21 protein-coding genes, 1 tRNA gene and 1 riboswitch are annotated in these 24,180 nt (G+C 36.2%); of the genes, 13 read left to right on the forward strand and 9 right to left on the reverse strand.

Annotated elements, in window-relative coordinates; genetic code table 11:
- Positions 1-124 precede the first annotated feature (124 nt).
- The 3 genes from VB248_RS13145 to VB248_RS13155 all read left to right on the forward strand — a co-directional run bounded on the left by VB248_RS13145 (position 125) and on the right by VB248_RS13155 (position 2,326).
- A complete protein-coding gene (locus VB248_RS13145) occupies positions 125-958 on the forward strand; it encodes a dienelactone hydrolase family protein (protein ID WP_323297249.1) in 834 nt (277 codons plus the stop codon).
- A 167-nt stretch (positions 959-1,125) separates the two neighbouring features.
- The gene (locus VB248_RS13150; RefSeq protein WP_323297250.1) at positions 1,126-1,320 is read left to right on the forward strand and encodes a hypothetical protein; all 195 of its coding nucleotides are present in this window, start codon (positions 1,126-1,128) and stop codon (positions 1,318-1,320) included.
- Between the two features lie 103 nt (positions 1,321-1,423).
- Entirely contained in the window at positions 1,424-2,326 is a 903-nt protein-coding gene (locus VB248_RS13155; protein WP_323297251.1) for an AraC family transcriptional regulator, read from the forward strand.
- Here VB248_RS13155 and VB248_RS13160 read toward each other — a convergent pair.
- Positions 2,313-3,032 (reverse strand): RDD family protein, encoded by a 720-nt coding sequence (locus VB248_RS13160; RefSeq protein ID WP_323297252.1) that lies wholly within the window; start codon positions 3,030-3,032, stop codon positions 2,313-2,315. The two genes, VB248_RS13155 and VB248_RS13160, sit on opposite strands and share 14 nt — an antisense overlap.
- Before the next feature lie 162 nt (positions 3,033-3,194).
- On the opposite strand from VB248_RS13160, the gene VB248_RS13165 reads away from it, so the two are divergent.
- The 7 genes from VB248_RS13165 to VB248_RS13195 all read left to right on the forward strand — a co-directional run bounded on the left by VB248_RS13165 (position 3,195) and on the right by VB248_RS13195 (position 11,663).
- A complete protein-coding gene (locus tag VB248_RS13165; RefSeq protein WP_323297253.1) occupies positions 3,195-4,142 on the forward strand; it encodes a stage II sporulation protein M in 948 nt (315 codons plus the stop codon).
- A complete protein-coding gene (locus VB248_RS13170) occupies positions 4,135-5,145 on the forward strand; it encodes a hypothetical protein (protein ID WP_323297254.1) in 1,011 nt (336 codons plus the stop codon). Before VB248_RS13165 ends, VB248_RS13170 begins: the two co-directional genes overlap by 8 nt.
- Positions 5,123-5,842 (forward strand): DUF4129 domain-containing protein, encoded by a 720-nt coding sequence (locus VB248_RS13175; RefSeq protein WP_323297255.1) that lies wholly within the window; start codon positions 5,123-5,125, stop codon positions 5,840-5,842. The genes VB248_RS13170 and VB248_RS13175 overlap by 23 nt, the downstream gene beginning before the upstream one ends.
- A gap of 30 nt (positions 5,843-5,872) precedes the next feature.
- The gene (locus VB248_RS13180; RefSeq protein WP_323297256.1) at positions 5,873-6,424 is read left to right on the forward strand and encodes a hypothetical protein; all 552 of its coding nucleotides are present in this window, start codon (positions 5,873-5,875) and stop codon (positions 6,422-6,424) included.
- A 2-nt stretch (positions 6,425-6,426) separates the two neighbouring features.
- The gene (locus VB248_RS13185) at positions 6,427-7,677 is read left to right on the forward strand and encodes a DUF4350 domain-containing protein (protein WP_323297257.1); all 1,251 of its coding nucleotides are present in this window, start codon (positions 6,427-6,429) and stop codon (positions 7,675-7,677) included.
- A gap of 38 nt (positions 7,678-7,715) precedes the next feature.
- The gene (locus VB248_RS13190) at positions 7,716-8,693 is read left to right on the forward strand and encodes an AAA family ATPase (RefSeq protein ID WP_323297258.1); all 978 of its coding nucleotides are present in this window, start codon (positions 7,716-7,718) and stop codon (positions 8,691-8,693) included.
- Between the two features lie 290 nt (positions 8,694-8,983).
- A riboswitch (TPP riboswitch) is annotated at positions 8,984-9,080 on the forward strand.
- A gap of 108 nt (positions 9,081-9,188) precedes the next feature.
- A complete protein-coding gene (locus VB248_RS13195) occupies positions 9,189-11,663 on the forward strand; it encodes a TonB-dependent receptor (RefSeq protein ID WP_323297259.1) in 2,475 nt (824 codons plus the stop codon).
- A gap of 38 nt (positions 11,664-11,701) precedes the next feature.
- On the opposite strand, the gene VB248_RS13200 is transcribed toward VB248_RS13195, so the two are convergent.
- A complete protein-coding gene (locus VB248_RS13200) occupies positions 11,702-13,729 on the reverse strand; it encodes an nSTAND1 domain-containing NTPase (RefSeq protein WP_323297260.1) in 2,028 nt (675 codons plus the stop codon).
- On the reverse strand, positions 13,726-15,051 hold the full coding sequence (locus tag VB248_RS13205) for a toll/interleukin-1 receptor domain-containing protein (protein ID WP_323297261.1): 1,326 nt from the start codon (positions 15,049-15,051) through the stop codon (positions 13,726-13,728). The genes VB248_RS13200 and VB248_RS13205 overlap by 4 nt, the downstream gene beginning before the upstream one ends.
- A 296-nt stretch (positions 15,052-15,347) precedes the next feature.
- Here VB248_RS13205 and rpsA point away from each other — a divergent pair, with 296 nt between their 5' ends.
- The 3 genes from rpsA (at position 15,348) to VB248_RS13220 (ending at position 18,142) form a co-directional block, all read left to right on the forward strand.
- Complete coding sequence (gene rpsA, locus VB248_RS13210; protein ID WP_323297262.1) at positions 15,348-17,165, forward strand: 30S ribosomal protein S1; 1,818 nt, start codon at positions 15,348-15,350, stop codon at positions 17,163-17,165.
- Between the two features lie 179 nt (positions 17,166-17,344).
- Positions 17,345-17,418: transfer RNA gene (locus tag VB248_RS13215), tRNA-Cys, on the forward strand.
- Positions 17,419-17,602: 184 nt separating this feature from the next.
- Complete coding sequence (locus VB248_RS13220) at positions 17,603-18,142, forward strand: NUDIX hydrolase (protein ID WP_323297263.1); 540 nt, start codon at positions 17,603-17,605, stop codon at positions 18,140-18,142.
- A 189-nt stretch (positions 18,143-18,331) separates the two neighbouring features.
- Here VB248_RS13220 and VB248_RS13225 read toward each other — a convergent pair whose 3' ends face one another.
- The 6 genes from VB248_RS13225 to VB248_RS13250 form a co-directional block, all read right to left on the reverse strand.
- Positions 18,332-19,012 carry a DUF2490 domain-containing protein gene (locus tag VB248_RS13225; protein ID WP_323297264.1) on the reverse strand — a complete coding sequence of 227 codons (681 nt, stop codon included), beginning with the start codon at positions 19,010-19,012 and terminating at the stop codon, positions 18,332-18,334.
- 6 nt (positions 19,013-19,018) lie between these two features.
- Positions 19,019-19,654, reverse strand: coding sequence for a DUF4956 domain-containing protein (locus VB248_RS13230; RefSeq protein ID WP_323297265.1), 636 nt, complete (start codon positions 19,652-19,654; stop codon positions 19,019-19,021).
- Positions 19,623-20,432 carry a polyphosphate polymerase domain-containing protein gene (locus tag VB248_RS13235; RefSeq protein ID WP_323297266.1) on the reverse strand — a complete coding sequence of 270 codons (810 nt, stop codon included), beginning with the start codon at positions 20,430-20,432 and terminating at the stop codon, positions 19,623-19,625. The genes VB248_RS13230 and VB248_RS13235 overlap by 32 nt, the downstream gene beginning before the upstream one ends.
- A complete protein-coding gene (locus VB248_RS13240; RefSeq protein WP_323297267.1) occupies positions 20,416-20,901 on the reverse strand; it encodes a hypothetical protein in 486 nt (161 codons plus the stop codon). Before VB248_RS13240 ends, VB248_RS13235 begins: the two co-directional genes overlap by 17 nt.
- A 25-nt stretch (positions 20,902-20,926) precedes the next feature.
- A complete protein-coding gene (locus VB248_RS13245; RefSeq protein ID WP_323297268.1) occupies positions 20,927-22,489 on the reverse strand; it encodes a CotH kinase family protein in 1,563 nt (520 codons plus the stop codon).
- A 108-nt stretch (positions 22,490-22,597) separates the two neighbouring features.
- The gene (locus tag VB248_RS13250; RefSeq protein WP_323297269.1) at positions 22,598-23,989 is read right to left on the reverse strand and encodes a CotH kinase family protein; all 1,392 of its coding nucleotides are present in this window, start codon (positions 23,987-23,989) and stop codon (positions 22,598-22,600) included.
- Positions 23,990-24,180 lie beyond the last annotated feature (191 nt).

Below are 24,180 nucleotides of genomic sequence, written 5' to 3' on the forward strand. Positions count from 1 at the left end.
CTTATCTTGCGTTAGATACGTGTAGTGACATGAATACCGTATCAGTTCATTGTGAATCCCCGCAGTAATGAACTTTTCAACCCAAAAACAAATACTCCAACGGGGATTGGAGGTATCTATTTCAATGAAAAAACTATTTTTTACTTTGGCTTTAACAACACTTTCGTACTTTGGTTTTTCTCAAAGTTGTTGTTCATTGAAGAAAGATGACATGCAGTTGATGGCATCTACAAAAGAATTTCAGGCTGCTCACCTTTCTCCACTCCCTTACACACACGTAAGTACGGTAGGTGGAACAATGATTGAGTTTAAAACCCCTGACGACAAAACGGCTAACGCTTATTTAATTAAATCAGTAAAAGCATCGAACAAGTATTTATTTGTGTATCAAGAATGGTGGGGATTGAATGATTATATTAAAAAACAAGCAGAAGTATTTTATGGCGATTTGAAAGACGTAAACGTAATAGCGATTGATATGTACGACGGCAAAGTAGCTACTGACCCTAAAGAAGCAGGAGCTTTGATGTCGGGAGCTGACCCAAAACGTTTGCAGGCAATCATCAAAGGTGCGTTGGCTTATGTAGGACCAAAAGCTAAAATTGCTTCAGTAGGTTGGTGTTTTGGCGGTGGTTTATCGCTTCAATCAGCTATTTTAGAAGGTAAACAAGCTGTTGGTTGTGTAATGTATTACGGAATGCCAGAAAAAGATGTAGAAAAACTAAAAACACTTAAATGTGATGTTTTAGGACTTTTTGCTGGAAGAGAACAATGGATTTCAAAAGCAGTTGTAGAACAATTTGAAAAAGATATGGCAACGGCTGGTAAAACAGTAAAAGTAAAATCTTTTGATGCTGAACACGCTTTTGCTAACCCATCAAATCCAAAGTTTGATAGAGAAGCCTCAGAAGAAGCCTATTCTTTAGCAATTACGTACTTGAAAGAAAAATTGAAGTAATTGAAATACGACTTCTATGAAATTCTTTTGATAGAAAATCTTGAAAAAGCCATGTCAACATATTGATTGACATGGCTTTTTCGTTTTCAGAAGACTAATTATCCATAAGAGCAACAACCAGTACAGATAAATTTGTAAATTTATTCTTCTAAAAAATATCAATCTTTATGAAAAAACTAATTGTGTTCAGCGTATTACTTTCTTGTTTACAAGTAGAAGCAGAGGCTTCAAGCATATCGTTTTCTGAAACAAGTATAAAAGCTACTAATACCGAAGCAACGTATAAAACCAGACGAAGAAAGAAAAAAGGATTTCTTTGGGGATTATTCAGAAAGAAAGATTGTGGCTGTCCGAAGCATTAAACCTTTATCAAAATGATTGAATTTTATGGTTTTTTAGTAAAATATGTGCATTTTTACCTTAAAACTTTGGTTTTCAATCCATTTGATAAAATTATAATCATCAATGAAGCTTTCCCATGAACCATCTGTGAATGAAAAAAGTAGTTCAATTGCTTTTAAACAGTTGAATGATAGTTATTTTGATGCCCCGTATCATTTTCATTCAGCTTACGAACTAACGTATATCGCCAAAAGCGAAGGAAAAAGGTTTGTAGGAAGTAGTATGATGGATTTTCAGGCGGGCGATTTGGTATTATTAGGGCCTAATTTACCTCATTGCTGGAAAAATAATGGTTTGGGCGAAGAAGGTTCTTCAAAAGCTGTAACGATACAATTTAAAGAAGATTTTTGGGGAGAAGCCTTTTTTGCCAATCCAGAAACCGAACCGATTCGTTTACTTTTAGACAAAGCAAAGTCGGGTTTACAAATCAAAGGAAAAACTCGTGATAGAATTGCTAAAGAAATGGGCTTTTTGACGAATATGCCTCCTTTTCAAAGAATGTTGGGTTTGCTGGATTTGCTGAATACCATTGCTATTTCTACGGATTTTCAGGTGATAGACAGCGAACCACAGCAGTACGCTTTGAATCCGAGTGATTTAGACAGAATAACCAAAGTATATGCTTATGTTATTGAAAATTATACACAAGAACTGCATCTGGAAACTGCCGCACACTTTGCCAACATGACCGAAACGGCTTTTTGTAGGTACTTCAAAAAAGTAACACACAAGACTTTCTTAGATTTAGTAACCGAGTATCGAATCAAACACGCTTGTAATTTATTGGCAAATACCGAAAAACAAGTAACAGAAGTGTGTTTTGAAAGTGGTTTTGGCAATATTTCACATTTCAATAAACAATTCAAATTAGTTACTGGACACAGTCCGCTGAGTTATCGAAAGATTTTTTTAGCCAAAGCAGCCTTTATCCGAAGTGAAAGATGGATAAAAGCTACTCCTCAGTAGTCATGATAAAAGTATAGTCTTTTACAATTTGTTCAAGAAAAGAAAAGTCGTCTAAATCAGAAGAAACATTGATTACTTCTTTTACTTTTTGAGCCGCCTCTTGTAATAATTCTTCGTTTTGTTTTTTCTGTAATACCGCCTGAATCGTTACGATGTCTTTATCAGAAAGTAAACTTACTTCTGGAAAATGTACTTGATAATCGTCTTCAATCGTTTGCTGGAGGTCTGCTAAATGTACTTGTTGCTTGAGCTTAACAACCGTAGTTCCTGCGGCAATATCACCAATTCGTTGCCCTTTTCCATTTACGGCGGTAGCCACTAAAGCCACTACCGAACCAAAAATAACGGTATCTGCCAAGCGAAAAAGCCAACGCATTAAGTAAGCTCCTAAAGTTGGCGGAGTACCATCTAAAGCAATTACTCTGATTTTCATAACTCTTTTTCCGATACTTTGTCCGTTCATAAAAACCTCGAAGAGTAAGTCATAACACAACAAAGGAAGAAATAGGCAAGTAAAGAAAATAATCATCCCGACTCTACTCTGTTCCATAGCCGAGCCAACGCCCGAAGCAATAATGGCAAAAATGATAGCCCAAGCAATGAAAACAAGCCAGTCGATAAGATGGGCCAACATTCTGTCGCCAACACTGGCAGGTGTAAAGTTTAAAGCAACGTTTTGAGTAGTCTGAATTTGAATGGTACTCATTGAACAACCAATTTATAGATGAAAAATCGACAAGACTTGAAAAGTTTTCTTCACTAAAATGCCTTGTGTATGGCAACTTTCAGAAAGTTTTGTAACTTTCCGAAAGTTAGTAGAGAGAAGTAATCTAAACAAATCTAAATTAAACATACCAATTGATAATCAATGCGGGAAGCCTCATTTAAAAAGCAAAACCTCGAAAAATGGAAAGAATACGAACAGGATGGACTAAAGGTAAATCCTGATATTCTATCTGAACGCTATGTAGAACTTACCGACGACCTTTCTTATGCCCGAACTTTTTATCCAGAATCCCCTACTACTCAATACCTCAATGGCTTAACTGCGAAGTTTTTTGCTAAGATTTATGCTAATAAAAGAGAAAAAGTAAATCGTTTTTTTACCTTCTGGAAATACGAATTGCCTTTTTTGTTTTATCAGTCTCAACCGCAATTATTATATTCTTTTCTAATGTTCACGATAGCTGCTTTAGTTGGGGCAGTGTCGGTGGCTTATGATGATACTTTCGCTCGCTTAATTTTGGGCGATGGTTATGTAGAAATGACTTTAGAAAATATCCGTAAAGGCGACCCACTGGCTGTTTATGGTAGCGAAGATGAAATCAAAATGTTTTTTATGATTACCATCAACAACATTCGTGTTTCGTTTATCACTTTTGTAATGGGTATTTTTTTCTCGATAGGTACTGGATATTTTTTGATTTATAACGGTATCATGGTAGGTGTTTTTCAATACTTTTGTTATCAACACGGATTTCTTGAGACTTCCCTCCTAACCGTATGGCTACATGGAACACTCGAAATTTCATCTATCATCATTGCAGGCTGTGCAGGAATGGTAATGGGCAATAGTCTTATCTTTCCGAAAACTTATACTCGATTAGTTTCATTTAAAAAAGGAGCTAAACAAGGCTTGAAAATTATCATTGGCTTAGTGCCATTGTTCATTACGGCAGGTTTTATCGAAAGTTTTCTTACTCGAAAGCATCTGTCTGTATTACCAAGCTTGTTGATTATTATTCCGTCGGCAATCTTTATTATTTGGTACTTTGTAGTTTATCCTATTCAATTAAACCGAACTAAAAATGCGTAATTCGATTAAAATAAACTTTCAAAAAGAACGTGATTTCAGCGATATTATCAATATTACGTTTCAATTTGTTGGCGAAAATTTCAAAGCACTTCTTTTCTCATTGCTTTATTTGGCTGGGCCTTTGATATTACTGAGCGGTATTTTTGCAGGGCTTTTACAAATAAAGGCTTTATCCGTTATCAATAATACAACGCCTACCACCGAGGATACTCCTGCCGAAGTTTTTGGAGAATTACTGGGTAAAAGAACTGCCTTTATTTTTTCTTATGAATACTTGGCGGCCTCAGTATTTAGTTTTTTAGCCACGGTGATGGTAGTGACCATTGTTTATGCTTTTATTATTGAGTATCAAGAAAGCGATGACTCAAAAAAAATAAGCATCGCCCAGATTTGGGAACGAGTAAAGAGCCTTTTTATCACTACTTTACTAAGTTTTCTAAGTATTTCGATTGTATTTTTTGGCATACTGTCTGTTTTTGGTGGATTCATTTTCTTTCTGGTAAGTACAGGCTCGAATGTTGCCGTAAATTTAGCAATATCACTCACAATTATTTTGGCTTGTTTTACAACGGTTTATTTGGGTATTATTTTCTTACTGAATACGCCTATCGTCACTTTTGAATACACGGGTATTTGGCAAGCTTTCGGTAGAGCCAATTATTTGATTCAAAAAAAATGGTGGCAGACTTTCAGTGTGTTAATAATTTTTATGGTCATCAATTATTTTATTTCTTTGGTTTTTTCGTTTCCAGAAATCATACTTACAGCAGTAAATGCCGTTGGACTTAAATATGATTTTGAAATTGGTCAAACCATTTCTGTAATTGCAACTACCGTTTTATCGGCTTTAGGCAGAATTGTCGTTTCTTCATTAACTTACTTAGCTATTACTTTTCAGTATTTTAGTTTAGTAGAAGGCAAAGAAGGAAATTCATTGAAATCACAAATTTCAGCCATTGGTCAAAAAAACAGACCACAAAATGATGATGAAGAATCGTTTTAAACATAGTTCATTTCGCATTTTTTATTGGGTTCTGTTGTTAGTGGTAATAAGAGGCTTTTCGTTGGTAGCACAAGACACAACTGCGATACAAGTACGAAAACCCAATAAAAGTGAGATTGTGGCATTCCAAAAATCAATAGATTATCAGTACGAAACCGTTCAGAATAATCATATCGAAACTTGGTGGGAACGTCAGTTAAGAGCCTTCGCAAAGTGGTTTAGCGAAGCATTTTCTGGCGTTGGGAATCCTACTTTTTGGAAAATATTTGCCTATTGTTTTGTGGCGGCGGTAATAGTATTCGTGACCTTAAAATTAATGGGCGTTGATATTGAAAGCTTTTTCAGCAAGCAGGCAAGTACAAACATTCCTTATGAAACACTCGTTGAAAACATACATCAAATCAATTTTACCGAAGCCATTACCGAAGCCATTCAACAAAAAGATTATCGCCTCGCTGTGCGGCTTCATTATTTGAAAACCCTAAAAGAATTGAGTGATAATGGATTGATTGACTGGCAAATCAATAAAACGAACCAATCTTACGTTTACGAAATACAAGATTCACAGCTTAAAAAGACTTTTGAGCGAGTTACTCGTCAGTTTGAGTATATTTGGTATGGCGATTTCCCGATAGATGAGCAAGCCTTTTTACAAGTTCGAGAAGAATTCTTAATCTTTAGTAATCAAATCATTTAATTACGAATTTTCTAAATCGTAAAAATCAATATGAAACTATTCAGTACACTCAGTTTATTATCCCTGTTATTTGTGATTGCTTTTTCTTCCTTCAAACCTCAGCAAAAACATCACATCAAGCATGAAATAGATGAATATGACACGCTCAACTATCATTCAATGGTAGTTTCTGGTGTAAAATTGGGAAGCAATTACGGCACAATTTTAGAAAAATTAGGCTCGCCCGATTCTGTCGAAAAAGAAGAAACGCCCGACGCTAATTTATCTAATCAATTAGAAGTGTATTATTATGGGAAAGATGTCTTTTTGATTATGGATGAAACCGTTTCGGGTTTTGAATTGAATACAGACCGCTATAAAATTGAAAACCTCGGTGATTTGAAAGTAGGCGACAGTATGGCAAAAGTAAAAAAACGCTTCCCGAACTCTTATAAATTACGTGACATTGATAATTCGGTAGAAGATTGGATTACCACCGTCAGCGTTCAATTTGGTACGAGTGATTCATTTCTGGAAATTTCGCTTCAAAACGATAAAATCATTAAACTGGAAACTGTCACCGACGACGGAACTGAAGAGTAAGTATGAAACAGCATCGAATCTACCTTCTGATTCTTTTTTGTACAATTGCAGGTTTTGTGTTGGTGCAAATCTATAAAGACAAACCTCTCGACTGGACGGCAACTTATTCTAATAAGGATAAAATCCCGAATGGTTCAGAGGTTTTGTATAAACTCTTGCCACGGGTATTCAGAAATCAGAAAATTTCAGACCAGAAAGTACCTTTTCTTCGGACTAATGCCTCCGCAAATTTGCCTGCGGAAAGTAACTATATTTATATCTATCAGTATTTCAGAAAAGATAGCCTGAGCCTCAATCGCTTGCTGGCTTATGTCGCTAAGGGAAACAATGCCTTTATTTCCTCAGAAGAATTTTACGACCTTGAAGATACCCTCCATTTTGCCGTTGATTATTCTTACGAACAAACAACGAAAGATAGCCTGAGTATCAATTTTACTAATCCAGCATTAAAGACAAAAAAGGGTTATACTTATCATAAGTTTGCCGTGAATACCTATTTTGTTTTTGATTCTTTGACAGAAAAAACTTTCAAACAGTCCAAAGGCGAAGTATTGGGAGTAAACAATGCTGGTGTTCCGAATTTTATCAAAATTCCGTTCGGAAAAGGGTATTTTTTCCTTCATGCCGTGCCTCAAGCTTTTAGCAATTATTATTTATTAAAAAACAATGCTGATTATGCTTTTACGGCTCTTTCGTACTTGCCCGAAAAACCCGTTTTTTGGGATGAATATGTAACTATTTTTACACTTGATGATAAACCCAGAAGTATCTCGAAGTCTAAAGAGTCGCAAAAGGAATTACAGTATTATGCAAATTCACCTTTTAGATACATTGTCAGTCAGCCAGCCTTGAAATGGGCTTATTTTATTACTTTGCTTAGTTTACTTTTATACTTGATTTTTGAAGGCAAAAGAGTACAAAGAATAATTCCCGTAATTGAAACACCCAAAAATACTTCTTTGGAATTTGTAGAAACGATTGGGGCTTTGTACTTCAATCATAAAGACCATAAAGCCATTGCTGATAAGAAAATCCTTTATTTATTAGCATATATTCGGAATAAATTTTTCCTAAAAACTACGGTTATCGACCAAGCTTTCAAAGAAGAATTAAGTCTAAAATCAGGCATTGGATTATCAAAAATTAATGAAATGTTTGCTTATGCCGAAACACTGAGTAAAAGCGAAGAAGTGACAGAAAACCAATTGATTAAGCTGAACCAGTACGTAGAAGATTTTTATAAAAATACCTAAGAAATCACTAACTCATTATTATTTACCACAATTGTAATATGGATTTTGAATCAAGAATTGACCTTAGCGAATTACAAGAAGCCGTAGCCAATATCAGAGCTGAAATTGGCAAAATTATTATTGGTCAACAAAATACGATAGATTTATTACTTACCGCCATTTTTGCGGATGGTCACGTACTCTTGGAAGGTGTGCCGGGTGTAGCCAAAACATTAACGGCAAAATTATTAGCCAAAACGATTTCTACGGATTTTAGTCGTATTCAATTTACGCCCGATATGATGCCTTCGGACGTATTAGGCACTGCCATTTACAATCCTAAAACTTCTGATTTTGACTTCAAACAAGGCCCTATTTTTTCAAATATTATTTTAATTGACGAAATCAACCGCTCGCCAGCCAAAACGCAAGCCGCTTTGTTTGAAGTAATGGAAGAACGCCAGATTACCAATTCGGGCATTACTTATCCGATGTCATTTCCATTTTTGGTAATTGCAACGCAAAACCCAATCGAACAAGAAGGAACGTATCGTTTGCCCGAAGCTCAGTTGGATCGTTTTCTTTTCAAAATCGTGATAAAATACCCTTCTTATCAAGAAGAAGTAGAAATTTTACAAGGCAATCACAGTCGTTCGAGTATCGAAGCCAACAAACCTGTTGATTTGATTTCGCCCATTTTATCGCCTGTTCAATTAACAAGCCTTCGTGAAATTGTCAGAAAAGTAATTGTAGATATAAAAGTATTGGAGTACATCGCCAAGATTATTCATGAAACACGTCATTCAAAATTTTTGTATTTAGGGGCTTCGCCTCGTGCTTCGGTGGCTCTGTTAAATGCCTCAAAAGCATTGGCAGCCATCCGAGGAAGAGATTTTGTAAAACCCGAAGACATACAAGAATTAGCTCCTTCTGTACTTCGCCACAGAATTATCTTGACACCCGAAAAAGAAATGGAAGGCTCAAGTACCGAAGATGTAATTCAGCAAATTCTCCAGAAAATTGAAGTACCAAGATAAGAGTTGAGCTATAAGCTATAAGCTGTAAGCTATGAGCGACGAGCTTTGAGCTTACAGCTTTTTTTTAGCTGTGAGCGGTAAGTTATGAGCTTTGAGTTTTTATATTTTGGGTAATCTAAAGTCAAATTTGACGTAAGCTATGAGCAGTGAGCTTTGAGTTTTAAGTTTTATATTTTTGGTAATCTAAAGTCATTAGTTTTAAGAAAATTCTTGCGTCTTGTATCTTGTTTCTAAAGTCTTCAAGTCCAAAGTCTTGTAATTATTACATTTCCTATCTACCTTTGCAGTACAATCACAAAAAGGGGTGCCTTAATATAACGGGCTGAGATTATACCCATTGAACCTGATGCGGGTAATTCCGTCGAAGGGATTTTGTAAATTTGCTTTTCTGTAAACAAAAAGAAAACAAGTTTAAAATCAATCAATTACATAGGGTTTCACATTGTTAAATCTAACAGGATTTGACTCCTTTACCTGTTGTTAATCTTTTCAAAAATGAAAAATTTAACGACTACCATCAGTTCTCAAAAATCATTTTTTGAAAAACTGAATTCCTTTATGGCTTCATTTAATCCAAAAACGAAGACCAACCATTACTTCCAGCGAGCGGTACTTTTCGTATTTTTTGCTCAATTTCTTTTTACAAATACTTTTGCTCAGTTGTCAATTTCAGGTAAAATCGTTGATACTGACGGTAAAACGCCACTTTCTGGAGCAAACGTTGTACTTGTAGGTGCTGTGCGTGGTACACAAAGTAATGCACAAGGTGTTTACAAAATTAGCAATCTGAAAAAAGGTACTTATACCATCAAAGTAAGTTTTGTAGGCTTTGAAAAAGAAGAACAAGTAATTGAGTTACAGAAAAACACAGTACTTAATTTTTCGCTCAACAAATCAACTTTTGCGGCAGATGAAGTAGTAGTAAACGCCACTCGTGCGAATGCTAAATCAGCGATTGCCTTTACAGACGTTTCAAAAGAAGATTTACAAAAACAAAATCTTGGGCAAGACATCCCTCAATTATTGAACTTCACGCCATCTTTGGTTTCTACTTCCGACGCTGGTGCGGGCATAGGTTATACAGGCGTTCGTATTAGAGGAACAGATGCAACCAGAATCAACGTGACGATTAACGGGATTCCCTTGAACGATGCCGAATCGCAAGGTACTTATTGGGTAAATACACCCGATTTGTCGAGTTCGGTGAGTTCAGTACAAATTCAGCGTGGTGTGGGTACTTCTACGAACGGAGCAGGAGCTTTTGGGGCATCAATCAACATTTCTACGAACGAATTCAGAAAACAGGCTTATGCCGAAATTAATTCTTCTTATGGTTCATTCAATACATTAAAAAATACCGTTTTAGTAGGTTCGGGCTTGATAAACGACAAATTTACTTTTGATGCTCGTTTATCAAAAATTACTTCGGATGGCTATGTCGATAGAGCAAGTTCTGATTTGAAATCCTTCTATCTTTCGGGTGCGTATTTTGGAAAAAAATCTTTCGTTCGTTTGAATGTTTTTTCTGGAAAAGAAAAAACCTATCAATCTTGGTGGGGAGTGCCAGAATACTTAGTGCCAACCAACCGTACTTATAATTATTATACTTATCCAAACCAAACTGATAATTATCAACAAGACCATTATCAGTTACTTTCTTCGCATCGTTTATCAAATGCTTGGACTTTCAATTTGAATTTCCACTATACTTATGGTCGTGGGTATTATGAAGAGTATAAAGAGCAAGCTTCTTTGGCCAACTATGGTTTAGATAGCATTGTGATTGGCACAAAAAGTATCAAAAAAACGGATTTAGTTCGTAGAAAATGGTTAGATAATGATTTTTATGGTACAACTTTTTCTTTTGATTATCAAGGAAGTAAGAAGCTAACAGCCAATATTGGCGGAGCTTTGAACCAATATGATGGACGTAATTTTGGAGAAGTAATTTGGGCTACTTATGCTTCAAATGGCAAACTCGGCGACCGTTATTACAATGGAAATTCAAAGAAAATCGACTTTAATTTATACGGAAAAGTATTTTATCAATTAACAGAAAAGTTAAATGCTTTTGCAGATTTACAAGTAAGAACGATTAATTACGAAATAAAAGGAACAGACGATAATCGTTTGAATATTGGTCAGAAAGTTGATTATCAATTCTTTAATCCAAAATTAGGTTTTAGTTACCAAATTTCTTCTAATAGTTCAGCTTATGCTTCTTACAGCGTTGGCAATAAAGAACCAAGCCGTTCGGACTTTGTGGATAATGTGGGGAAAACGCCAAAATCTGAAAAACTCAATGATTTTGAAGTAGGTTATAAAACCCAAAAAGGAAAAGCAGCCATTTCTTTCAACGGTTACTTTATGAATTACCAAAACCAATTGGTGTTGACAGGAAAATTGAACGATGTTGGAACGCCGATTAGAGTAAATGTACCAGAAAGTTATCGTTTAGGTATTGAAATTCAAGCAGGAGTACAGTTGAACAAAGCTTTGAAAGTAAATGCCAATGCTACTTTCTCGCAGAATAAAATCAACAATTTTACTGAGTCTATTTTTAATTATGATACTTATACAGAAGAATTAAAACCAACGCTTAGTAAAACCGATATTGCTTTTTCACCGAATGTAATTGTAGGTTCACAAATTTTATTTACTCCTTTGAAAAATTTAGAATTTGCTTTGCTGACCAAACACGTAGGAAAACAATATTTGGATAATACTTCTAATGAAAACAGAAAATTAGATGGATATTTTACCAACGATATTAGAGCGATTTATACACTAAAAACGAAAGCTTTAAGAGAAATCAACTTTAGCCTTTTGGTTAATAATGTCTTCAATACGCTGTATTCTTCAAATGGCTATACTTTTAGCTATATTTCAGAAGGCACAGCTTATACCGAAAACTATTATTATCCGCAGGCGGGAACAAATCTTTTAGCAGGTATTAGCTTGAAATTTTAATAAAAATGCCCTGTAAGACTCAACTTACAGGGCGTTTTTTATTGTTCCAATTTATTTTTGATGCGATTAAGAATCGGACGTTTTCTTTGTTTTTTCTCGTCTAAGCCTTTGATAAGGCTTGAGTCAAAAGGAATTGGTTTGATTTTAATACTTGTTGGTTTTCCATTGTCATTTTCTATCAGATGAATCTCTTCTGCATTTTTATCAATCAAACGATTGCCTTCTTGAACGATTTGGTTATAAATCTTTGTGGTATCAGAAGGAGCAGCAGAAATTTTTGTGGTGTCAGTAAAGTGAATAATTTTATTTAGTAAAGACAGTAAACCTTTATAAGTTGACTTATTATTACTCTTGATTGAATCTGCTTGAACAGTGGTTTTTTCAGCCGAAGTACTGGCACTATTATTTACAGAATCATTTGTTTGAATACTTTCAATGATATTTTTCGTAACTACTAAGCTTTTATACAAATTGTTTCTCTCTTCTTTTACTTTCAAAGCAAAATAAACCGTAGTGCCAGCAGTAATGACCGCAATCACAAAAAAAACAGCCGCAATCATCGACCTAATTTCTGCTTTGCGTTTCATTACTAAGAATTTAGCGGCTTGCTCGTCTGCTTTTTGCTTTTCAGTTTGTGCAATTTCTGTCAATTCCTGAGCGATTCTGGCTTGTTCATCAGCTTTTTCTTTTTCTTCTTGCGATTTCAACGCTTCCTCTCTTGCCTTTTCTGCTTCTTCCCAAGCTCTAATTTGCTCTTCACGTTCTTCTCTGATTTTGGCTGCTTTACTGATAGGTTCTACCAAAGTATCATGTCCGAGTTCGTACATAAAACGTTTTTGAGAATCCTGCTCTACTTTCAACAAAGAAGCTTCACGCAGAATATCCAAAATTTTTCTGGCAACTTTTCGGTCTGGCAAACCTAATTGTTCAACCATAATCACTGAAGTCAAGTAATTGTACTCAAAAGGAATTCTTTGTCCATTTTGCACCATTACTTCTTCTACCAAACGATAAGTAGCGTCTTTGAACTGTGGATAAATCTTGTTTTCAATCGTGTCTTTGTAATAATTATTAAAAACACTTTCAATATCGTCTTTGATTTCCCCGTCTCCGTCAACGTCAATATGTTCCAACGTAAGTACAAACTTTTCGTCTTCTTGAATCCAATTCTGAACAAATTTGTCTTCTACTTGCCAGCAAATAATTTGAAGCGTAGAAGTTTCCACACGCCCGTTTTTATCTTGAAGTTCGGCTACTAATTTTTCAGCCAAATCTTGTTGGATTTCAAAAGCAGCCGTTTTGAAAGTACCTTTTGGTTCGTCAGGAATGGTAGCAGGTTCAAGAACCGCCGCTAAAGCACCTTGCTTGTCTAAACCTTTTAGTTCGTAGCAATCCTTTAGAATCGTTGGATGATAATCTTTCAATTCCTCCAACTGCCCCAACCTGTCTGAACGAATAGCGAATACAACTTTTATTTCAGGTTTCTGGTAAAAATTAAGCCTAAATTCTTCTGAAACGTCTTCTTCGTCCAACAAATCTTCTTGATTTCTAAAAAAAGTAGGCACAGTCGTATAAAGAACGTCGGCTAACTGCTGCTTAAATTCCAGAATTAAGTCTTCTGGATAAGTAAAAAGTTCTTCAAACTGGTCGAAGAAAAAGATGATTTCGTTGGCTTCGTGCGAGATTTGATAGTTTTTGAGTTTATGCCAAAAAGAGCCGTCGGTCTGAAAGTACTTTTCTAAAACCAAGCTTGATTTCTCGCTTGATTTTTCTTTAATCACAGCCTTCACTTTTTCAATTGGCGAAAACCTATCTGAATCGGCAATGTATGGCCCAAACTTTACTTCAAAATAATGAACCTGTTTATTTTTTTCGGCTAATAACGGAATGATTCCCGCATTAATTAAAGAACTTTTTCCGTAGCCACTTTTGCCAAAAAGTACTACGCTTTGGTGCAAGAAAATGTATTTATAAAATTCCGCAATATCAGTTTCTCTACCAAAGAATATGTCTTTCTCATCGGTTCTAAATGGTTTAGGCCCGGGATAACGATTTTTACTGGTCATATTGCTCTTTCAGATTTAATCAATGTTACTAAACGTTTTACTTCCTCATAAACACTCTGGTAGGCTTCGTCTTGGTCTTTGAAACTGGCGATAGATTTATTATCTCTCGGCACTACTTGTCGGGTTGCGATAAAAGGAAAATCCATCCATGCACAAGATTTTAGTAAAATGGGCAATACATACTTTTGCTGAGTAATGGCGGTGGAAATTTCGCTTTCGCAATAACTGGAGTTCAGATAATTTTTACTTACCAAACAAATCAGTAATTCCGACTGAGCCAATTGACTTTTGATGGCGGTTTCCCATTCTGTACCTGCCGTAATTTGTCGGTCTTCCCAAATTTCAATTTCTTTTACTTGCTTGATTAAGGGCGATAGATTGATAAGAAGTTCTTTCTTAAATTCTTCGTCCACATGAGCGTAGGAAAGAAATACTCTCACAGGGTCATTTTTTGCAATGACAGGTTTTACTTCAACAGGTTTCTGTGGTGTAATTTCTTCCTGTTTTTTTGAAGATTTTTCATAAGTACTTGCCAATTTTTCCAAAAAAGCAATAGGCGTACAATCCATCATTTCTAATGATAAACGGCTCATGATAAAAGTACGGGAAGCTTCAGGAATTTGGGCATCAATCGCCAACACATTTTTATCGGATGCCAGTAATTTCAATAATAAGTGCATATACCATTTATTGAAATTTACGCCCAAGAAAATAAAACGCTCTGCATTTTTCAGAGCAATTTGTAAAGCCTGTGGCAAACGATTATCGCCAAGAATACTGAAAATGTATTCAAACAAATCGTCGTAAGTAAAAACCAAAGATTCGGGCTGACTCAAAACGCCCAACAGGTTATACATCGTCGGACTTTCGGAGCTAAACTGAGGCAATACTTCTTTTTCAGAAGTTTTATTTTTATGATAATACCGAACGGGATTTTCTAAAATTCGAGAAAAAGTAGCTTCCTCGGGCATTAATGAAAGGATTAACTCAGAAGGGAGTTTTTTCAACAAAAGAGCGATTGCGTCTAATTTTGCTTGATTTTGTTCAATCACTCTTTGCATAGCCTTTCCGATGTGGCGAATACCATCATTTTTCTCGGCTTTTGCACGAATTGGATTTGAAATCTTAATCTGAAATAATTGTTCTTCAACAAAAGATTGACTGATATACTTGTTTTCTTTGAGTTCGTTAGAAACTGCTCCAAAAAAACTATCAAAACCCTCATATTCGAGAATATCTGGGCCAACGATGACGATACATTTTTGGTTGTGTATGTCTTCAATAATCAAATCCCAATCTTCAAAATCGGCAATGTCTCCCATACTTATTGAGCTTTTAAAATACCACTTAGTAACAAAAAAGAAAGATACCAAAATGGATAAGTACTTCAAAAAAAAAGGCTCAAAACTTATCTAACGGTAAAATTTATGAAATATCAATAAAGGAGTATAAAATAACAGAGGCCTATCCGAAAAAATATTTTTTCCTCCTCATTATCAAATCATTACATTTTTTTCTATCTTTGCACCCCCGTTCAGCAAGACTTTATCGGGATTTCACTTAATTTCTTCGCCTTTTGCCCGTGGCGATGATGTATAAAGGGCTTTTAATCAAACACATGGCTAACCAATTAGCAGATTTCGACTGGGATTTAGTCGGCACAAAAGGTATCGGTGGAGGTTATTCTGCTGAGCAAAGAGCTCAAATGGAAGCTCTAATCGAGGAAACTTTAAATCAAGTTACTGAGAAACAAGTAGTAAAAGGAACAGTCGTAGGGATTACTGACCGTGAAATTATCTTGAATATTGGTTTCAAATCAGATGGTCTTGTACCAACTTCTGAATTCAGAGATATGCCTGATTTGAAAGTAGGTGATGTAGTAGATGTTTACGTAGAAAACCAAGAAGACAAATCAGGTCAATTGATTCTTTCTCGTAAATTAGCTAAAGTAATGACTGCTTGGAAAAACATCGAAGATGCTCTTGAACAAGACATCGTTATTGATGGTTTTGTGAAACGTCGTACTAAAGGTGGTTTAATCGTGGATATTTATGGTGTAGAAGCATTCTTACCAGGTTCACAAATTGATGTGAAACCAATCCGTGATTTCGATATCTTTGTAGGTAAGAAAATGGAAGTGAAAGTGGTTAAAATCAACCACGCTAACGATAACGTAGTTGTATCTCATAAAGTGTTAATCGAGAAAGACCTTGAGCAACAACGCCAGTCTATCTTGACTAACCTTGAAAAAGGACAAGTACTTGAAGGTGTAATCAAAAACATGACTAACTTCGGTGTGTTCATCGACTTAGGTGGTGTAGATGGTTTACTTCACATTACAGACATTTCATGGGGTCGTATCAACCACCCACAAGAAATGCTTAAACTTGACCAAAAAATCCAAGTGGTTGTTTTGGACTTCGATGAAAACAAAAAACGTATTTCATTGGGTATGAAACAATTGCAAGCTCACCCTTGGGATGCTTTAGCAGAAACAACTGAAGTTGGTTCTAAAGTAAAAGGTAAAGTTGTAAACGTTGCTGATTACGGTGCATTCTTAGAAATCACTCAAGGTGTTGAAGGTTTGATTCACGTTTCAGAAATGTCTTGGTCACAACACTTACGTAATCCACAAGACTTCTTGAAGGTGGGTGATACTATCGAGGCAGTTGTGTTAACACTTGACCGTGCTGAACGCAAAATGTCTTTAGGTATCAAACAATTAACTGAAGATCCTTGGACTAAACAAGATTTGTTAGCTCGTTATGCTATCGGTTCTAAACACACTGGTACTGTTCGTAACTTAACAAACTTCGGTTTATTCCTTGAATTAGAAGAAGGTATTGATGGTTTAGTTCACGTTTCTGACTTATCTTGGACTAAGAAAATCAAACATCCATCTGAATTCGTTAAAGTTGGCGAAAAATTAGATGTTGTTGTACTTGAATTAGACGCTGAAAACCGTCGTTTAGCTTTAGGACACAAACAATTAGAAGAAAATCCTTGGGATACCTTCGAATCAATCTTCACAGTAGGTTCAGTACACAAATCTACAATCGTTGCGAAGAATGACAAAGGAGCTACTTTAGAATTGCCTTACGGAATCGAAGGATTTGCTCCATTGAAGCAATTAGCTAAAGAAGATGGTTCAGTAGCTGAAATCGGTGAACAATTAGACTTCAAGGTAATTGAATTCCAAAAAGACGATCGTAAAATTGTTCTTTCTCACGTAAGAGTATATAATGATGCTAAAGAAGAAGCAATCGTTGAAGAGAAAAAGAAAACAGCTAAAGACGTACAGAAATTAGCTGATTCTACTGAAAAATCTACTTTAGGTGATTTAGATGCTCTTTCAGCATTGAAAGCTCAAATGGAAGATTCAGCTCGTGAACAAGCGAAGAAAAAGTTAGATAAAAAAGCAAACTCTGCTGAGTAATCTTAATTTTCAAATAAAAGGAAGCCATTCTGTAAGTCATTGATTTTCAGAATGGCTTTTCTTATTTTTAAGGGTTTCAAGATTGTTGTCAAAACATTTTTTCGCAACAGTATCAATAATTATTAGAATAGCCTTTGTTTTGAATAATTATTGTATTAATTTTGCACTCCAAACAAAATGGTCTTGTGGCCGAGTGGCTAGGCAGAGCTCTGCAAAAGCTTGTACAGCGGTTCGAATCCGCTCGAGACCTCCAAAATATTACCTTAAAGCCTTGATTTTCAAGGCTTTTTTTGGTTTTATACCCGTCATTTCGCTTATTTTTCTCATTGATTTCCTACATTTCCACTCAATCAATGATAGTAAAATCATTGGTTTCGTAGTAACTTTCACATATCAAGCATTAATTTGGGCAAAGTATTAAATATTTTATTGACAGAATGAAATTCCGTTTTACAGATACAATGGCAAAGATGAATTTTTGTCCACAATGTGGAAAAAGCTTAGTAACCAAATGGAAAGACGACCGAGAAAGAATACTTTGTGCAGATGAGGAAACGTGCGGTTTTGTACATTGGAACAACCCCACCCCCGTAGTTGCTGCCATTGTCGAACATGAAGGCGATATTATTTTAGCCCGCAACACCGCTTGGCCGGTTGGCTGGTTTGCCTTAATCACAGGTTTTCTGGAAGCAGGCGAAACACCCGAAGAAGGTGTATTGAGAGAAGTAAAAGAAGAATTAAACCTTGATGGCGAAATTGTAGAATTGATAGGTTTGTACGAATTCCACAGAATGAACCAATTGTTAATCACTTATCATGTACGAGCAAAGGGAACGATACAACTAAGTCCAGAATTGGTAGAATATCAACGCAAGAAAGACCATGAAATCCATCCTTGGCCATCAGGCACAGGCAAAGCCGTAAAAGACTGGCAAGCGAAAAGAGGGATTTTTAATGAAGTAATTGCTTTTAAATGATTTTGGGTTTGTGATGTCGGATTTCGGTGGTTGGCTTTTAGCTTTTGGATAAGATATTGTGAGATGAAAAGCTGTGTCAGAGCCTTAACTTGGATGGATTAATTAAGCTTTTTAAGGCTCTGACAGGCTTTCAGTCATCAAACCCTACCATTTCTGATAACCGATGACCGAAAGCTGATAGCTAAGGAATTACTTTTTAGACTTCCAAGGCTTGAGGGTGAACTCTAAGTCCAGCCCAGCGATGTGATAATTATGGACGTGTTTTTTGGAATAATCTGGTTGCCAGATATAAAATAGATTTACTTTGAAATCTTTGAATACTTCATACTTCAAACCTGCCGAATTACGAAATTTATCTAATGCTTGTCCATTTTCTAATTTAATAAAAGGTTCTGTATAAGCATATAGATCTAATTTCCTTGTGAGCTTGTACTTACCCGTCAGTCGGGTTCTGAGGTAGGTATCGCTGTCTGTTTGTTCATCATCCCCTTCAAAGGTTTGACTTTGATACTGTATCATCGGGCGTAAAGTAAAGCTGAAGTTTTTAATCGCTTTTTTTGCCTCTATACCAAAAGCATATCGCTGAAAAGTACCTTCATCGACCATCGCAAGGCGGTAACTTCCCTTTAGCGAAAATGTATTATTGAGTCCTTTATCTACTTCACCATACAAGTACGAACCTCTGTAATAACTGGCATCGTCAATCAAACGCATACGATACTGTGCCGTAACGGCCCATTGATGAGCCAAATCCAACTTCACTGATGCTCCGTACCAAGTTTGGAAATCGGTATAATCTTTGGTTGTTTGCCCAAAGCTAAGGCAACTTATCAGACAGAAGCTGAGTATATACAATTGTGTTTTTTTCATAGCAATTTAGTCGAAATAATAAATAATGATTCTTGTAGCATCTTTCAGAAAATCTATGGATTGAATCTCTACTCGGTGAACATTTAGCCCTGTACGTAAGTGTAAATCTTCAATTAATTCCTTTCGTTTTTCTGCATGAATCAAATCAATATTTTCGTACAACACTTCTTTTGAATGTTCTTTTTTGATAAGCCATTTACTTTCTAAAAGTGCCGTTACGCTCAGTAAAATAAAATTCAGTGCCGAAAGTTCGTCCCAACCTCCTTTACTGACTGCCGATAATAAGCCGATGGCAATGACCAAAAACAGGTAAGTCATATCACGAGTAGAAATACTTTCCGTTCGGTAACGAAGCATCGAAAACACAGCAAACAAACCAAAGGCTGCTCCCATCGACATTTCTACGTGATTCAATAAGTACGTGATAAGGAAAATGGTAATGTTAAAGGTAAAAAAGGTAAAGAATTGCTCTGATTTTTGGTAGGTTTTATAATAAATCAGGCGGACTAAGATAGTGGTTGAAATTAAATCTATGGCTAATCTAACAAAAAACTTTGTGGATAATTTATCGAATAATTGAAAGCCCGATGCTTGGATAGTTTGTAAGGTATCAAGATTGGTAACTTGCTGCAAAATTGTCATGTTGTCGGATGATTTTAGTAATTTTAAGTAAATGTGGTTTAAAGCGATTTTGTTTGATATTGTCGAACAAACTAACGATTCCGAAACAATACTTACTGATAGAACCCTGTCTGATTCGCCATTTTCGCATAATATCAATGAAATGAGATGCTCCCATTTTTTCTTGTTTTACTTCTGCAATAACGATTTTAGGGTATTTTTTTTCCTGACCTTCTTTCTGAAAACTAAGTTCAAGGTCTATCGTAAGCCTTTCCAAATTATGCTTACTCACGAGGGTTATGCGTTTGTAATAAACCCATAAAATCCCTCGTAGTGCATCTGGTTGTAAAGGGCTATGTTTTGTTAGGAAATCACTTTCGCTGGCTTTTATCTCGGGTTGGTCGTATAAATTGGTACGTATTCGTTTCTTGAGGGTGCGTCCTTTATTGTTTTTGAATTTTACTTCAAAAAACTGCAAATTAGACCCTACATAATTTCGAGTACGTACTTTATAGCGATTCAAAAAGCCTGAATGATGCTTTTGATAAAGCGTCATATCGTTGTTCACATCAAAGTACTGTGTTTCGTAGGCACAAATACGTTCTTGATTAATTTCTACCACACGGTAGTTTTCACGAGCTTCTGCCAAAACTTGGGCCAAATGGCTAAGAGGAATCAGGTATTTTACATCGACTCTGTCCATGAGCTTTACCTTATCCATTTCGGCTAAAGAAATAGACTCAAAGGAGTCTATTTCTTTTTGAATAGAGGTTAAAAAAGCATCAATATCCATAAACATATTTCTTGATTTGGAGGAGTTTTCCTTGTGGGTCGAAAGTCTTTTTCTCTGTTTTAAGCCCTTTGTTATCAAACAAATAAGTTGATTTGCTTTCTAACTGATTGGCTTCGTTGTAGTGCAATTCTTCAGATTTTTCGCCGTTTACATCGTACTTATATACTTCACGGCTCATTTGCTTTCCACTGGCATCAAAGACTGTTTCTTCAATTTTGTCGTTATCGACATTGTATTTAGAAACCGTTTTGGTCTGAATATTTCCCTTTTTGTCGAAATTGACTTCCTCAGTAATGTTGCCACTTTTATCAAACTTTTTCTGAGAATCATAACGTTTGCTTTCTTTTCCTCCGCTAAAGTCGCTGATTACTTCTGTCGTACTTTTGATACGATACTTTTTTACCTCTTTTTTACTCTGGGCGAATACTCCGACACTAAAAAAACAGCAACACAAAACAAGAATGGGAATTTTCATATTGGTATTGGTTATGGGGTAATTTTTACTTTAGAAAATCTTTTACAGCGGCATTTCTTGTTACGATATGTGCCTTCAAAGCAGTAATGGCATTAGTAAAATCTGATGAACTTGATAAATATGTATAACCTTTTTGCTCAGGTTCTGTACCGATTACATAAGGTGCTATCAAGTTATAATTTTTATCAATCATTGCATTTACTTTATCTACTGTAAATTGATTTTCCGTGAATTCTTTCACATAAGACTTGTATTTCGTGTAGTAGGTTGCATCATCTGCGATATATCTCAACAATGGCCAACTACTTGTTACTTCCGACATCGACAAGCTGACGCCTCGCATACTTGCTCCGCCACCGACTTGAGTACTATTGCTTGATGCAGTCATGGAAAGATTGAAGTCCCACGGAATCCACATCATTTTTTTAGAAGAATGGTTATAAAGATAATAATTATGTGCCATAGAGCCATAAGCATCCCAATTGACGATGACATTATTGACCGCCTGTACTTTCACGAAATGGTCAACGTTGAATACACTTTCGAGGTTGCTTCGCCATTGCGTTGCATTACTGGTGCGAGTACTGGCGTTGAGATAAGTAATGATACTCTGAACGTCCGACCAATTGGCTTCTGTTTCGTTATTTTTCTTTTCAAATTCACTTTGTGTAAAGCTTTGGAAAGTAGATTCTGGTTTGTAAATATTGCCATTGTCTTCGCCAAACTGATTTTCTACCATCGTATCGTCGATTACTTCTACCATTGTGTAAACACCACAGTATTTTAGACCACTTCCAAAATTGATATAGATTTTATAAAAAGCTGTTTTTGCCGCAGGAACGCCTGCATTTCTAAATAAATCACTGGCTAATTTATCTCGCATGAGTGAATTATCATCATAGCCCGGCGACATTGAAAACTCTTTGAAACCATAAAATCGCTGATTTTTGATTTCTGGATAATCATCTTCAAATTCATCAAAATTAAGTTTGAAAGGTAATTTATAAATACCTTCTCGCCATGCACCCGAAAGGCTTGAGTTTCCTTTCAGACGAAAACCCACATGATACCATTCTTTACCATTGAATTTCACAGAAGTGGCTACATAAATTGGGTCGCCAGAAATAATATCTAAAGCTCCACCGCCAGCATTGCCTCCGCCTGCTGCTGCCCCACCGCCAGCCGCTCCGCCGCCTGTTGGAGGTGTTCCACCGGGTACTCCACCACCCATGAAAGTACTGTCTGTGGGAATTGTTCCTCCGCCACCAGCCTGACCGCCACCGCCCGGCGTAGTAGAAGTACCAGCACCAGACCCAAAAGCAAAACCCGCTTTGGTAAGCATATCGGCTTGGATGTTCTCCCAGTCGGTTGTAGTCATCGTGATTTCAAGCGTATTTACTTTGTCTTGAGGAAATACCACATCATAATTGGGGTCGGCATTTTTACTGTGAGTGGCTTCTGTCCAGTCGGGCGTTAAGGCTAAATTACTTCCGCCCGTTTCGTCGGGGTCAACATCTTCTTTTACTTTACAAGCATAAAGAAAAACGCATCCTGCCAGAAGGAAGTACTTTACATTGTTGATTTTCATATCGGTTTTTTAAGTTTTGGGTAATAATTATTTGTTTGTAAGTGGAAGACCAAGTCGTTTTTTCAAGCGTTGCGTCGGTGTCGATAGATACTTATTTTGTGTAGATACTCAAGGATTTTGTGTTTTCAGATAGCTTTCTACGGCTTTTTGCCTTGCTACAAGATGTTTTTGTAGGTCTTCAAAAGCTTTGGTAAAGTCTTTTGTTGAATTCAAATGTGAATATGGCTTCTGCTCTTTTGAAGCAAGGGGTTTTAAAATTTCATAGTTCCGCTCAACGATGGTTTGGCTTTTTCCCGAAGCCAGCAATTGTGCTGTTACTTCTGCCACGTACTTTTTGTATTGTTGTGCGTACAGGGCATCATCCAACAAAAAGCGAATCAATACCCATTGCTTGCCCACTTCCTGATGCGAAAGCGAAGCTTTACGGTTTCCCATCATCGGTGGCATTCCTTCTGCCATCTTTGGCAGATTGCTTATATTACTTGGTGGAGGAAAGCCGCCACTTCCCTCCTTATCCGTTTTTAAGGATTCATTATTATCCCACGGAATCCAAATAAACTGCTGGGTGTGTGAGTGGTAGAGGTAAGAATTATGTGCCATAGCTCCGTAAGTATCCCAATTGACAAATATGGAATTGACTGCCAACCATTTTAAAAAATGATTTACATTAAAAACTTGCTCTAAATCGTATCGCCATTCTGCTGAGTTAGTATTACGCTTTGGGCTGTTGATGGTACTAATAAGGTTTTTTACGTCGCTCCAATCAGCCTGTTTTTTATGATTTTTTTTCTCGAATTGAGTACTATCAAAGCGAGCAAAGGTTGATTCTGGTTTGTAAATATTTCCTTCTTTTTCTTCAAATTGATTTTCAATCATGGTATCGTCCACTACTTCTACCATTGTGTAAATGCCACAATATTGCTCGCCTTCGCCAAAATCAATAAATACTTGGTAATAGGCTGTTTGTGGTGCATAAACGCCCGACGCTCTGAAAATATCAGCCATTATTTTTTCTCGCATCAAAGAGTTATCGTTCATGGCTGGCGACATCGAGAGTTCTTTGAAACCATAAAAATCATTTTTTTTCTTCTCGGTAGAACGTCCGAAATTAAGCCTAAAAGGAAGCTTATAAATCCCAGCCGACCAGCTCATCATCAAACTTGAATTACCTTTTAGTCTAAAAGAGACATCATGCCAAGTGCTATCTTGAAAACTGAGATTTACGCCAATGTACTTAGGGTCTTGCTGACTCATTTTCATCATGGGAGGGCGAAAGCCTTCGCCTTTTTTATCTCGTAAACTATCAAGAATCATCCCTTTCTGAGGCATCAGAGGGAACATTCCTTTTTCGCCTTTTCTTTGACCAAAATCTATTTTGTAAATACTTTTCATATCTTGCTGAACCGCCTGCCAATCTTCTTTTTTGATATTAATTTTTAAAGTATTTACTTTTCCTTGTGGAAAAACGACTTCATAATTGGGGGAGTGCTTCTGCCCCAATATCTTCGTTGAACATACACTCAATAAGAGTATTGAAAAAAATATATGCCTGTTAAACATTGCTGATAGAGTTTTTTGTGAATTATCAGTGAAATAACGGGACAGACGAAGCTTTCTGTTGGATGTGTAGAATACTAAAATATTTGTGTAGATGGTGTAAAATAAGTCTGCACAAAAGCTAAATTGATAGG

Source organism: Arcicella rigui, assembly GCF_034929435.1.
GTDB lineage: Bacteria > Bacteroidota > Bacteroidia > Cytophagales > Spirosomataceae > Arcicella > Arcicella rigui.

Bases quoted from the DNA above. Each gene is read 5' to 3' on its own strand.
- VB248_RS13160 (WP_323297252.1), bottom strand. From the start codon at position 3,032: ATGAGTACCATTCAAATTCAGACTACTCAAAACGTTGCTTTAAACTTT.
- VB248_RS13165 (WP_323297253.1), top strand. From the start codon at position 3,195: ATGCGGGAAGCCTCATTTAAAAAGCAAAACCTCGAAAAATGGAAAGAA.
- VB248_RS13235 (WP_323297266.1), bottom strand. From the start codon at position 20,432: ATGTTTATGGATATTGATGCTTTTTTAACCTCTATTCAAAAAGAAATA.
- VB248_RS13155 (WP_323297251.1), top strand. From the start codon at position 1,424: ATGAAGCTTTCCCATGAACCATCTGTGAATGAAAAAAGTAGTTCAATT.
- VB248_RS13150 (WP_323297250.1), top strand. From the start codon at position 1,126: ATGAAAAAACTAATTGTGTTCAGCGTATTACTTTCTTGTTTACAAGTA.
- VB248_RS13240 (WP_323297267.1), bottom strand. From the start codon at position 20,901: ATGAAAATTCCCATTCTTGTTTTGTGTTGCTGTTTTTTTAGTGTCGGA.
- VB248_RS13185 (WP_323297257.1), top strand. From the start codon at position 6,427: ATGAAACAGCATCGAATCTACCTTCTGATTCTTTTTTGTACAATTGCA.
- VB248_RS13180 (WP_323297256.1), top strand. From the start codon at position 5,873: ATGAAACTATTCAGTACACTCAGTTTATTATCCCTGTTATTTGTGATT.
- VB248_RS13190 (WP_323297258.1), top strand. From the start codon at position 7,716: ATGGATTTTGAATCAAGAATTGACCTTAGCGAATTACAAGAAGCCGTA.
- VB248_RS13205 (WP_323297261.1), bottom strand. From the start codon at position 15,051: ATGGGAGACATTGCCGATTTTGAAGATTGGGATTTGATTATTGAAGAC.
- rpsA (WP_323297262.1), top strand. From the start codon at position 15,348: ATGGCTAACCAATTAGCAGATTTCGACTGGGATTTAGTCGGCACAAAA.
- VB248_RS13200 (WP_323297260.1), bottom strand. From the start codon at position 13,729: ATGACCAGTAAAAATCGTTATCCCGGGCCTAAACCATTTAGAACCGAT.
- VB248_RS13220 (WP_323297263.1), top strand. From the start codon at position 17,603: ATGAAATTCCGTTTTACAGATACAATGGCAAAGATGAATTTTTGTCCA.
- VB248_RS13245 (WP_323297268.1), bottom strand. From the start codon at position 22,489: ATGAAAATCAACAATGTAAAGTACTTCCTTCTGGCAGGATGCGTTTTT.
- VB248_RS13170 (WP_323297254.1), top strand. From the start codon at position 4,135: ATGCGTAATTCGATTAAAATAAACTTTCAAAAAGAACGTGATTTCAGC.
- VB248_RS13230 (WP_323297265.1), bottom strand. From the start codon at position 19,654: ATGACAATTTTGCAGCAAGTTACCAATCTTGATACCTTACAAACTATC.
- VB248_RS13225 (WP_323297264.1), bottom strand. From the start codon at position 19,012: ATGAAAAAAACACAATTGTATATACTCAGCTTCTGTCTGATAAGTTGC.
- VB248_RS13145 (WP_323297249.1), top strand. From the start codon at position 125: ATGAAAAAACTATTTTTTACTTTGGCTTTAACAACACTTTCGTACTTT.
- VB248_RS13195 (WP_323297259.1), top strand. From the start codon at position 9,189: ATGAAAAATTTAACGACTACCATCAGTTCTCAAAAATCATTTTTTGAA.
- VB248_RS13175 (WP_323297255.1), top strand. From the start codon at position 5,123: ATGATGATGAAGAATCGTTTTAAACATAGTTCATTTCGCATTTTTTAT.